This window comes from Mesorhizobium sp. B2-4-12 (assembly GCF_006441575.1).
Taxonomy (GTDB): domain Bacteria; phylum Pseudomonadota; class Alphaproteobacteria; order Rhizobiales; family Rhizobiaceae; genus Mesorhizobium.
On the sequence record NZ_VFVC01000079.1, the window covers coordinates 1 to 11,576 of the forward strand.

The 11,576-nt window shown below is 63.2% G+C and carries 10 protein-coding genes; 4 read left to right on the forward strand and 6 right to left on the reverse strand.

Going from position 1 to position 11,576, the window contains the following annotated elements:
• Window positions 1-120: 120 nt before the first annotated feature.
• Window positions 121-2,322, reverse strand: a complete 2,202-nt coding sequence (gene katG, locus FJ934_RS27070; protein ID WP_140613468.1) for a catalase/peroxidase HPI — start codon at window positions 2,320-2,322, stop codon at window positions 121-123.
• Window positions 2,323-2,450: 128 nt separating this feature from the next.
• Between katG and FJ934_RS27075 the strand changes: the two genes are divergently transcribed.
• Complete coding sequence (locus FJ934_RS27075) at window positions 2,451-3,359, forward strand: hydrogen peroxide-inducible genes activator (RefSeq protein ID WP_140613469.1); 909 nt, start codon at window positions 2,451-2,453, stop codon at window positions 3,357-3,359.
• Between the two features lie 19 nt (window positions 3,360-3,378).
• Here the strand turns inward: FJ934_RS27075 and FJ934_RS27080 are convergent, their stop codons facing one another.
• The 4 genes from FJ934_RS27080 to FJ934_RS27095 all read right to left on the reverse strand — a co-directional run bounded on the left by FJ934_RS27080 (window position 3,379) and on the right by FJ934_RS27095 (window position 7,154).
• On the reverse strand, window positions 3,379-4,185 hold the full coding sequence (locus FJ934_RS27080; protein ID WP_140613470.1) for an amino acid ABC transporter ATP-binding protein: 807 nt from the start codon (window positions 4,183-4,185) through the stop codon (window positions 3,379-3,381).
• On the reverse strand, window positions 4,182-5,123 hold the full coding sequence (locus FJ934_RS27085) for an amino acid ABC transporter permease (protein WP_140613471.1): 942 nt from the start codon (window positions 5,121-5,123) through the stop codon (window positions 4,182-4,184). The genes FJ934_RS27080 and FJ934_RS27085 overlap by 4 nt, the downstream gene beginning before the upstream one ends.
• A 57-nt stretch (window positions 5,124-5,180) precedes the next feature.
• The gene (locus FJ934_RS27090) at window positions 5,181-6,038 is read right to left on the reverse strand and encodes an ABC transporter substrate-binding protein (RefSeq protein WP_140613472.1); all 858 of its coding nucleotides are present in this window, start codon (window positions 6,036-6,038) and stop codon (window positions 5,181-5,183) included.
• Window positions 6,039-6,140: 102 nt separating this feature from the next.
• Window positions 6,141-7,154, reverse strand: coding sequence for a 2OG-Fe(II) oxygenase family protein (locus tag FJ934_RS27095; protein WP_140613473.1), 1,014 nt, complete (start codon window positions 7,152-7,154; stop codon window positions 6,141-6,143).
• A 103-nt stretch (window positions 7,155-7,257) separates the two neighbouring features.
• On the opposite strand from FJ934_RS27095, the gene FJ934_RS27100 reads away from it, so the two are divergent.
• The 3 genes from FJ934_RS27100 to FJ934_RS27110 all read left to right on the forward strand — a co-directional run bounded on the left by FJ934_RS27100 (window position 7,258) and on the right by FJ934_RS27110 (window position 9,452).
• Window positions 7,258-8,202, forward strand: coding sequence for a nucleoside hydrolase (locus FJ934_RS27100; protein WP_140613474.1), 945 nt, complete (start codon window positions 7,258-7,260; stop codon window positions 8,200-8,202).
• Between the two features lie 158 nt (window positions 8,203-8,360).
• On the forward strand, window positions 8,361-9,035 hold the full coding sequence (locus FJ934_RS27105; protein WP_140613475.1) for a TetR/AcrR family transcriptional regulator: 675 nt from the start codon (window positions 8,361-8,363) through the stop codon (window positions 9,033-9,035).
• Window positions 9,036-9,221: 186 nt separating this feature from the next.
• Window positions 9,222-9,452 carry a hypothetical protein gene (locus tag FJ934_RS27110; RefSeq protein ID WP_140613476.1) on the forward strand — a complete coding sequence of 77 codons (231 nt, stop codon included), beginning with the start codon at window positions 9,222-9,224 and terminating at the stop codon, window positions 9,450-9,452.
• Window positions 9,453-9,540: 88 nt separating this feature from the next.
• Here FJ934_RS27110 and FJ934_RS27115 read toward each other — a convergent pair whose 3' ends face one another.
• Window positions 9,541-11,313 (reverse strand): AMP-binding protein, encoded by a 1,773-nt coding sequence (locus tag FJ934_RS27115; RefSeq protein WP_140613477.1) that lies wholly within the window; start codon window positions 11,311-11,313, stop codon window positions 9,541-9,543.
• Window positions 11,314-11,576: the final 263 nt, after the last annotated feature.

Below are 11,576 nucleotides of genomic sequence, written 5' to 3' on the forward strand. Positions count from 1 at the left end.
GGCGGGTCGCTTCAACATGACCCAGTGAATCAAAAACCCCCGGCAAATGCCAGGGGTTTGTCAGCAGTCTGAGGCGCGGACCGTGGCCCGCGCCTTTTGTTGAGTGAATATCTGCCTGGATCAGCGCGCGATGTCGAAGCGGTCGGCGTTCATCACCTTGGTCCATGCCGCAACGAAATCTTGGACGAATTTCTGCCCGGCGTCTCCCGATCCATAAACCTCTGCCAGCGCACGCAGTTGCGCATGCGAACCGAAGATCAGGTCGGCACGGGTGCCGGTCCATTTGACCGCCTTGGTCTTGCGGTCGCGAGCCTCATACACCTCCTCCGAGCCTGGGACGGAGCCGACAGCCGGCTCCCAGACCGTGTTCATGCTGAGCAGATTGACGAAGAAGTCGTTGGTCAGCGTGCCCGGCCTGTCGGTGAACACGCCGTGCTTCGACTTGCCGGCATTGGCGCCGAGCACCCGCAGACCACCGACGAGCACCGTCAATTCCGGCGCTGTCAGCGCCAGCAACTGTGCCCGGTCAACCAGCATCGCTTCAACCGACATGGGCTGCTTGCCCCTGACATAGTTGCGGAAGCCGTCGACCTTCGGCTCGAGCGCGGCAAAGGAGTGCACGTCCGTCTGCTCCTGCGAGGCGTCCATGCGGCCGGGCGTGAACGGCACCTTCACCTCATGGCCGCCATCCTTGGCGGCTTTTTCGACCGCGGCGACGCCGCCAAGCACGATCAGGTCGGCGAGCGAGACCTTCTTGCCGCCGGCGTTGAATTCACTCTGGATGCCCTCAAGCTTGGCAAGCACCTTCGCCAGTTCAGCCGGCTGGTTGACGTCCCAGTCCTTCTGCGGCGCCAGGCGGATGCGGGCGCCGTTGGCGCCGCCGCGCTTGTCGGAATTGCGGAACGTGGAGGCCGAGGCCCAGGCGGTCGAGACCAACTCGGAAACCGACAGACCCGATGCAAGGATCTTCGCCTTCAGCGACGCAATGTCCTGCTCGCCGACCAGTTCATGATCGATCGCCGGAATCGGATCCTGCCAGATCAGTTCTTCCTTCGGCACCAACGGGCCGAGATAGCGCGCGACCGGACCCATGTCGCGATGGGTCAGCTTGAACCAGGCGCGGGCGAAGGCATCGGCGAACTGATCCGGATGCTCGTGGAAACGCCGCGAGATCTTCTCATAGGCCGGGTCGAAACGCAGCGCGAGGTCGGTGGTCAGCATCGCCGGCGCACGACGCTTGGAGGGATTATGCGCATCCGGCACCGTGCCGGCGCCGGCGCCGCCCTTCGGCGTCCACTGATGGGCACCGGCCGGGCTCTTCGTCAGTTCCCATTCGTAGTTGAAGAGGTTGTCGAAAAAGTTGTTGCTCCATTTGGTCGGCGTCGTGGTCCAGGTGACCTCGAGACCCGAAGTGATGGCGTCGCCGGCAATGCCGGTGGCATACTTGCTCGACCAGCCGAGGCCCTGCGCCTCGATGCCGGCGCCTTCCGGCTCTGCCCCCACCAGCGAGGCGTCGCCGGCGCCATGGGTCTTGCCGAAGGTGTGGCCACCGGCGATCAGCGCCACGGTTTCCTCGTCGTTCATCGCCATGCGGGCGAAGGTTTCCCTGATGTCGCGCGCCGCGGCCAGCGGATCGGGCTTGCCGTTCGGGCCTTCCGGATTGACGTAGATCAGGCCCATCTGTACGGCGCCGAGATGGCCCTGAAGCTCGCGGTCGCCGGAGTAGCGCTCGTCGCCGAGCCACTTGGTCTCCGAACCCCAGTCCACATCCTGTTCGGGCTCCCACACGTCGGCGCGCCCACCGGCAAAACCGAAAGTCTTGAAGCCCATCGATTCCAGAGCGACATTGCCGGTGAGGATCAACAGGTCAGCCCAGGAGATCTTGCGCCCATATTTCTGCTTGACCGGCCACAGCAGGCGGCGGGCCTTGTCGAGATTGGCGTTGTCCGGCCAGCTGTTGAGCGGCGCGAAACGCTGCTGGCCAGCTCCGGCTCCACCACGGCCGTCACCGATGCGATAGGTGCCTGCGCTGTGCCAGGCCATGCGGATGAACAAAGGGCCGTAATGGCCAAAGTCGGCCGGCCACCAATCCTGCGAATCCGTCATGACGTGGCGGAGATCCTTGATCACCGCATCGAGATCGAGGCTCTTGAATTCCTTTGCATAGTCGAAGTCCTCACCCATCGGGTCCGACAGGTTGGACTGCTGATGAAGAACGGCAAGATCGAGCTGGTTCGGCCACCAGTCACGGTTGGTCCTGCCGGCGGATCCATGCGCCACGGGGCACTTGCCAGCGCTGTTGTCGTCGGTTTTCGCGTCCATCTTATTCTCCAATTTTTGCCGAGGTTTCCCAGGCAGCCGAGGCACACCATTCTGGAATGATTCCAGACTAGGCCGCATTCGCGATAAAAACAAATTGCCTTTCCTGTTCATTTCAATAGGATTTTCTTATGATAGGCTTGACCGTCCGGCAGATGCATTATTTCGACGCGTTGGCGCAGACGCTGCATTTCGGACGCGCGGCGAAACTCGCCGGCGTCAGCCAGCCGGCGCTCTCCTCGCAGATCGCGGAAATGGAGCAGCGCCTGAACTGCCGGCTGTTCGAACGCGGCGGCAGGTCGGTCCGAATGACCGACGAAGCGATCGCGCTCTTGCCGCGCATCGAGCGCATCCTGGCCGACATACGTGACGTCGAGACGACGGCGCGGCACGGTCGCACGGCCATGGAGGGGCGTTTCCGGCTGGGTATCATCCCAACCGTCGCGCCCTATCTTCTGCCGCGCGCCCTGCCCGAACTGAAGAAGCATTTCCCTGCCTTGCTGCTCGAACTGCGCGAGGCGGTCACCACCTCTTTGGTCGAGGACACCGCATCGCGCAAGCTCGACGCCTTCATCGCGGCACTTCCGCTCGACCATCCTGGGCTGATCACCGAAGCGCTGTTTTCCGACCGGTTCTTCCTGGCCGTGCCATCAGGCGATCCGGCCTTTGCCTCGCCGCCGGTTCCGCCCGAAAGCCCGGCACTGGAGAGGCTGATGCTGCTCGAGGAAGGGCATTGCCTGCGTGAACAGGCGTTGGCGGTCTGCGGCAATGTGCGGCCGGTGGCGATGGCAAGCTACGGCGCTACCAGCCTGACCACGCTTCTGCAGATGGTGGCGCACGGGCTCGGCGTCACGCTCATTCCCGAAATGGCGGCTGGACCGGCCGGCGCCATCCCCGACCTCAAGATCGTGCCGTTTCAGGAGCCGATGCCGCAACGGATGATCTGCCTTGCCTGGCGGCGCAACAATGCCCGCCACGGCGAATGCGTGGAACTCGCCAAGATCCTCCGAAGCCTCGGCGCGGCGGTGCTGGCAGCCTGAGGAGCGGTCAGACCGGCCCTCACAAAACCCGGGACAGGAACTCGCGAGTGCGCGGCGATTGCGGGTTGGCGATCATCTCGCGCGGCGCGCCACGTTCGACGATCACACCACCGTCCATGAAGACGAGCTGATCGCCGATCTCGCGGGCAAAGCCGATCTCATGGGTGACAACGACCATCGTCATGCCGCTTTCAGCGAGATCGCGCATTACCTGCAGCACCTCGCCGACCAGTTCCGGATCGAGCGCCGATGTCGGCTCGTCGAAGAGCAGCACCTTCGGCTTCATGGCCATGGCGCGGGCGATCGCCACGCGCTGCTGCTGGCCGCCGGAAAGCTCGCGCGGATAGCGGTCGACCTTGTCGGCGAGGCCAACGCGCCGCAGCAGGACTTCGGCCTCTGCCTTGGCCTGGTCGGCCGGGATGCGCCGCACCTGCGTCGGTGCCTCGATCAGGTTCTCCATCACCGTCATGTGCGAGAACAGGTTGAAGGACTGGAACAGCATGCCGATTTCGGCCCGGCGCCGGCACAGGAGATCGTCCTTGACCTCGTAGAGCTTCTCACCCTGGAGGTCGTAGCCGACGAACTGGCTGTCCACCAAAAGAATGCCGGCGCTGAGCTTCTCCAGATGGTTGATGCAGCGCAGGAACGTGCTCTTGCCGGATCCCGACGGGCCGATGATGCAGGCCACCGATCCCTCAGAGACATCGAGGTCGACGCCCTTCAGCACTTCGAGCGGGCCATAGGATTTTCGCACGCCGCGTGCGAACACCATGGAGTTGGCCGGCACGCCGAAGCGGGCACGATTTTCGGACTTCACACCACTCATCGGGCAACGCCGCGCAGGCTGATGGCGTTGCGCAGGGCGCGCAGCGTCAGGGGATCTCGGCGCGTGTCGCTGCGGCCGAAATAGCGTTCGAGGAAATGCTGTCCCACCGACATGATGCTGACCACCGCGAGATACCAGAAGGCGACCACGATCAGCAGCGGGATCGTCTCGAAGGTGCGCGCATAGATGCTTTGCGCCGTGTAGAACAGGTCGTCGACGGCGATGAACGTCACCAGCGAGGTCATCTTCAGGAGATTGATCGCCTCATTGCCGGTCGGCGGCAGCACGAAACGCATGGCTTGCGGCAGGGTGATGCGCTTCAGGATCATGCGGTAAGGCATGCCGAGCGCGCTCGCAGCCTCCGACTGGCCTGATGGCACCGATTTGATGCCGGCACGGATGATCTCGGCCATGTAACCGGCCTCGCAGAGCGAAAGCGCGACGACGGCGGAAAGGAACGGGGTCATGAAATCATTGGTGCGCACGGAGAAAAGCGTGCCCAGGAAAGGCAGGCTGAGCGAAATCTCGCGCACCAGCAGCGAGAGGTTGAACCAGAAGATCAGCTGGATCAGGGCCGGGACACCCCGGAAGAACCAGACATAGACGCCCGCGAAGCCACGCAGCACCGGACTTGGCGACACCCGCATGATGGCAATGACGGTGCCGACCACGATGCCCAGCACCATGATGATGACGGTCAGCATCAGCGTGTTGCCGAGACCGCGCATGATCGAGGGATGGAACAGGTAGCCGGCCGCCGTGCCCCAGGCGAAGGCGGGATTGCTGGCGAAAGCACGGATAATCAGGAAGGCCAGCAGCAGGGCGAACGCCGTGCCTACCCAGATGCCGTAGCGGCGCTGCGGCACGACGGTCAATCGCGACACGGCAGCGGCAGCGCCCGGCTCGACACCAATATCGGTCTGGTGGGCCACGCCCATCAACAGTCTCCTGGTTGCTGGCCGGCGCCTGATTGAGGATCAGGCGCCGGGTAATTTTCATTCGGCGCGGAGCGCGTCCATGGACCCGACGAAGTAAGGTTCCTTGATGGCGTAGGCGCCCATGCCGTACTTCTCGAGGATAGCCTTGTAGGTGCCATTCTTGAACAGTTCGGCAAGTGCTGCCACCATCATGTCGGCGGTCTCCTTGTCGCCCTTGGCGATCGCCATGCCGAGGGGCGCAACCTCGTAAAGCGTCGGCAGCACCACCAGTTGCCCCTTGCTCGTCACCTCGAAATAGCTCGACGCGGTCGCATCGTCCATACGGGCGTCGACGCGATCGGACAGCACGGCCTGGACGATATCGGTCGAGGAGTTGAAGACGGACTTCTCGATGGCTGCCTGACCCTTGTCGGTGCACTCCTTGCCGAGCTTGTCGACCAGGAAATCCGAGGCGCTGCCGGCCGAGACGCCGATGCGCTTTCCGCAGAGCGGGGTGTCGCCGCTGAAGCTCGCCTTCTTGTCGGGCGACGTCGAGACGGCCAGCCCAGCCTTCAGGAACATGACGAAATCGACCTGCTTCAACCGCTCGGGCGTGGCCGAGAACGTCTCCCAGGCGATCTTGAAGCGGCCGGCGGCAAGCCCGGGTATCATGGAAGGAAACGGCGTGCGCTGCACGTCGAGCTTGGTGTCGACGAGCTTGGCCACCTCGCCGGCCAGTTCGATGATGATGCCGGTCTGCTTGCCGTCGGCATCGAGATATTCGAACGGCGCGAAGTCCAGCGTGTTGGCGACGGCAAGCGTTCCGCTCTGCTTGACGTCGGCCGATTTCGGCACGTCGGCGGCCTTGGAAATCCCACCCCAGGCTGTCACGGAGATCGCCAGCGCAAGGCCGGTCATTCGCAGATATGCATTCATTGCTGTTCCCCTTTCTTTTGCTTGTTTGCAGTCTTCATCAGGCAAAACCACGCAAAGTCCGGGCCGGTCTCCGTTCGGAACCGGCCCGGGCTCGGCATTCGCTTACGCGTTGGCCGCTTCCGCCGCCTTCTTCTTGCGGTAATGGTAATTCTTGTCGATGCGCTCCATCAGGTAGTCACCGTAGAGCACCGGCTCGTATTTCGGCTGCGTGCCGGCCGGCACGCAGACCGGCAGCGCCTCGATCGTCTCGTCCATGGACGGATCGAAGAAGAAGGGCTGGGAATAGCGCTCGCGTCCCGAGCGGTTGATGACGCGGTGCGGCGTCGAGACGAACTGGTCGTTCGACCAGCGCGCCAGGATGTCGCCGACATTCATGACGAAGGAATCCGGGACCGGCGGTGCAGGCACCCAGTCGCCGGCCTTGTTCTTGACCTCAAGGCCGCCGACATCGTCCTGCGCCAGCAAGGTGATGAAACCATAATCGGTGTGCGGCGCCGAACCGAAGAGCCCCTCTTCCTGCGGCTGCGTCGGATAATGCAGCAGCCGCAGGAAGGTCGTCGGCTGCTCGAAATAGCGGTCGAGGCTGTCGGAGGGCAGTCCGAGCGAGAGCGCGATGGCGCGGACCATCTTGCGCGCCAGCGTGCCCATCTCGTCGACATAGCGCTCGATCGTCTGCCTGAAGCCCGCAACGGCAGCCTCGTCCGGCCACTGGTTGGGGCCTTGCAGCGGCTTTTCGGCCAGGGCCCTGGGGTCTTCGGCGCCGACCTCGTGCATGAAGAAGATCGATTCGCTCTGGTTGGGCTTGCTGACGGTCGCCACCGACGAGGTCACGATGGTCGAGCCGGCAAAGGGCAGGTAGCCGCGGAAATTCTTGTCGATCTTCAGCTTCGCCTTTTCCTCTTCAGGCAAGGCAAAGAAGCGTTTGCTGGCTTCGCGGACGGCTTCGACATCGGCGCGCGGAATCGGACGACCCGTGACATAGAGGAAGCCGATCGTCTCGAGATAGCGGCGCAGCGTCGCCGCCGTGGCCCGGATCGCGCCCTCGTCGTCGCCATAGAGCGCGGAGACGTCGAGGATTGGAATTTCGGAAAAATCGCCGCGCTCTTGTGCATCCATTTTCGAACACCCTGTCTTGAACATAAGATACAGTACTGTATTTCTACACATCCGAGCGGCCTCATCAATAGGCTTTCGATCGCAAAAGGAAGGACGCGGCATCATGGCACCACGTAAGATCATCATCGACACCGATCCGGGCCAGGACGACGCGTTCGCGATCCTCTTCGCGCTGGGATCCCCGTCCGAGCTCGAGGTGGTCGGCATCACCACGGTCGGCGGCAACGTGCCGCTTGCCCTGACGTCGAAGAACGCGCTGAAGGTGGTCGAGCTTGCCGGGCGACCGGATGTGCCGGTCTATGCCGGATGCGCGGCGCCGATGGTGCGCAAGCTGATCACGGCCGAATATGTGCATGGCGAAACCGGCCTCGACGGTGCCGACCTGCCCGAACCGGTGACGCCGCTCAAGAGCGAACACGCCGTCAACTACATGGTGCGCACGATCATGGATGCGCCGGAGGGCGAGCTGACCGTCTGCACGCTCGGGCCGATGACCAACCTTGCCATGGCCATGACCATGGAGCCGAGAATCGTGCCGCGCCTGCGCGAAATCGTGCTGATGGGCGGCGGCTTCTTCCAGGGCGGCAACGCCACGCCTGCCGCCGAGTTCAACATCTTCGTCGACCCGCATGCCGCGCACAAGGTGTTCGATAGCGGCGTGCCCGTGACCATGGCGGGCATAGACTGCACATACACCGCGCTTATGACGCCCGAGTGGCTGGAGCGCCTGCGCGCAACCGGCAGTCGCGCCGCGATCGAGGCCGCGAACCTCGCGGACTTCTACCGCCAGTATGGCACCCACAAATTCGAAACGCCGGCGCGCCCCATCCACGATGCCTGCGTCACCGGCTATCTGCTGGCGCCGCAGCTCTATGAGCAGCGCCAGTGCGCGGTGACTGTCGACATCGTCTCGCCGGAGACGATCGGCATGACCGTGGTCGATTGGTGGCACGTGACCGGCCGGCGCAAAAACTGCAACGTCCTGCGGCGCATCGATCCGGCGCCGTTCTTCGAGCTCATGCTGGAGCGGATCAGCGCATTACCCTGAGCTAAGAGCCTTGTTTCTGTGCAATTCCGGACGGAAAACCACTTTTCCTGGAATTGCTTTGGCCTTCCGCGATAGATGGACTCTGGAGAATCGCGAAGCGCATCGAAGCCGGCGAACGGGTTGGAGGCGTCGCGCATGGCGATGAAGGTCTTGACCACATGAAAGCGGACAGCGCCCCGGCCAAAGGCAAGAGACCGTCCAAGGCCGCCCCGGGTCAGAAGGCGGCGCGGCAGACGCTCAGCCGCGAGGCCTGGATCGCGGCGGCGCGCAAGGTGCTGGAGAAGCGCGGCATCGCAGAGGTCAAGATTGATCGCCTTGCGCACCAGTTCAAGGTGACGCGCGGCTCCTTCTACTTCCACTTCGCCAGCTTGGCCGATCTTCGCGACGGCCTGCTGCAGGAGTGGCGCAACATCAATTGCGCGCCCTTCTGGGCCATGCGCGACATGCACGATATCGATGGCCTGCAATTCTTCACCGACATCGTGCATGTCTGGGTGGATGAAGCGCCGTTCAGCCCATTGCTGGATCTGGCGGTGCGCGACTGGTCGCGAACGTCGAAGAAGCTGACGCAGGAAGTCAAGGACATGGACAACCTGCGCATCGAACTCCTGATCCGCTCGTTCCGCGCCATGGGCTATCCCCCGGATGAAAGCCTGGTCAGGGCCCGCATCACCTATTTCCACCAGATCGGCCAGTACGCGCTGTCCTTCAAGGAAGACCCGGCGGTGCGCAGGAGCTACCAGCCGCTGTTCGGTGAAGTGCTGCTCGGACCGCTTGTGCAGGAGCCCGGGACAGCGCCACGGCCGTCGGAGATGAGGGGCGGACGGCGGTAGGGAGGCGGCTTTCGGGTAAGGAACGACCAAAGACGCCTTCGTGAGGCGATAATGGCGGGGCGGCTTTGTGCCTCATCGATGGATTGCGCTGACCACCGGGACGCTGTGGACTGATGGTCTTATCGGTATCGGCTGAGCCGCGGATCTGTGCTAGGCAGCTGCCCAACCAATCAGAGGACGACACCCGTGAGCGAATTGACCGTGGCCGAGGCGACCGAAAGTATCTACGCTTCACTGCGAGCGGACAATGCCGATATCGACGCACATATAGCGACGCTCAAGGCAGCGCTGACACGGGAGGGGATAAAGCAGGCAGTGTTCGATCCGACCAGGTTGGCGCAGAACAACCGCTCGGGTCGCAAGTTGATGCAGGCTTATTTTCGGCAGCGCGGAGTGAGCGTGAAGTTTTCGGACTAGCAGAACCGGGCGCGGGCGACCTCAAGAGCAAGGCTGGGATGCTCGGCCCTTGGCTTAGAGCGCAGGCATCATCTGAAGATTGCCCCTTTTACGCCGTCTTCTGCGTCACCAGGCCCAGTTCTTCCACCATAGCCTGGCGCATCAGGAATTTTTGCGGCTTGCCGGTCACCGTCATCGGCAATTCGGTGCGGAAGCGGATGTGGCGCGGCACCTTGTAGTGGGCGATCTGGTCGGCGCAGAAGGCCTTGATCTCCTGCTCGGTGGCGATCTGGCCGGGTTTCAGCACGATCCAGGCGCACAGCTCCTCGCCATATTTGGCGTCGGGAATGCCGAACACCTGCACTTCCCGCACCTTGGGATGGCGGTAGAGGAATTCCTCGACCTCCCGTGGGTAGACGTTCTCGCCGCCACGGATGACCATGTCCTTGACCCGGCCGACGATGTTGCAATAGCCCTCTGCGTCTATTGTTGCGAGGTCGCCGGTGTGCATCCAGCCGTCGCTGTCGATCGCCTCGCGGGTCTTGGCCTCGTCGTCCCAATAGCCCTTCATCACCGAATAGCCGCGCGTGCACAATTCGCCCGGCGCCCCGACCGCAACGGTGACGCCATCGGCATCGACGGCCTTGACCTCGACATGGGGGTGGACGCGCCCGACGGTGGAGACGCGCTTTTCCAGCGGATCGTCGACGCCGCTCTGGAACGACACCGGACTGGTCTCGGTCATGCCGTAGGCGATGGTCACCTCCGACATGTGCATCAGCGACACCACCTTCTTCATCACCTCGATCGGACATGGCGAACCGGCCATGATGCCGGTGCGCAGGCTGGTAAGATCGAATGTGTCGAAATCCGCGTGGTCGAGCATGCCGACGAACATGGTCGGCACGCCATAAAGGCCGGTGCAGCGCTCCTGCGAAACGGCATTCAGCGTCAGGCCGGGATCGAAGCCCTCGCTCGGGAAAACCATGGTCGCGCCCTTGGAGACACAGCCCATCGTGCCCATCGACATGCCGAAGCAATGATAGAGCGGCACCGGGATGCAGAGCCGGTCGTCGACGGTGAGCTTGATCGCCGAGGTGACGAAGTTGCCATTGTTGACGATGTTCGAATGGGTGAGCGTCGCGCCCTTGGGTGCGCCCGTCGTGCCTGAGGTGAACTGGATGTTGATCGCCTCGTTCGGCTTCAGCCCCTCGGAGATGCGATCGAGGCTGTCATGCTCATCGCGGCCGGCCATGGCCAGCACGTCGCCGAAATTGAACATGCCTGGCGAATTGTCCTCGCCCATGCGGATGACGATCTTCAGTGACGGTAGTTTCGTTGCCTCGAGTTTGCCCAGCGTGGCCGTTGCGATCTCCGGCGCCAGCGTCTCGATCATGCCGAGATAGTCCGACGTCTTGAAGCTGGCGGCGGTGACGAGCGCCTTGCAGCCGACCTTGTTGAGCGCATATTCCAGCTCGATCAGCCGGTAGGCCGGGTTGATGTTGACCAGGATCAGGCCGATGCGGGCGGTGGCGAATTGCGTCACCAGCCATTCCCAACGGTTGGGCGACCAGATGCCGACGCGGTCGCCCCTTTCCAGGCCCAGCGCCAGGAAGCCGGCGGCCAGCGCATCCACCGTGTCCGACAGTTCGCTCCAGGTGAAGCGCTTGTCCTGGCCGACAAAGACGGCGGCATCGAGCGTGCCATATTTGCTGACGGTATCGGAGAAAAGCTCAGGGATGGTTTTGTCGAGCAGCGGTACCTTGCGCTCGCCCGAGACATGCGCCTTGCCGTCGACGGGTGCGATAAAGACGCTGCCGGCGCGCGCGCCGCGTCCGCGCAGATTGGTGGCGTTCTTCAGTTCGTCAAGATTGACCGGCATCGCTGTGTCCTCCAGCTCAGTGCCGAGCCTATCAGCCTGCCGGGACGGTGGAAACTGGGTATTCCCTGCCCTTGAGGGGAGGGTGGACAGCCGCCGAAGGCGGATGGACGGGTGGGGTCCTTGCGGCGGTGCTCGACGCGAGACGACCCCATCCGCCTCGCTTCGCTCGGCACCCTCCCCTCAAGGGGGCTAGCGTGCGCACACATTTGATTTGGCGGTGGTCAGTATGGGTTTGCAAGGACGAAGCCCTCAACAATGGCGTG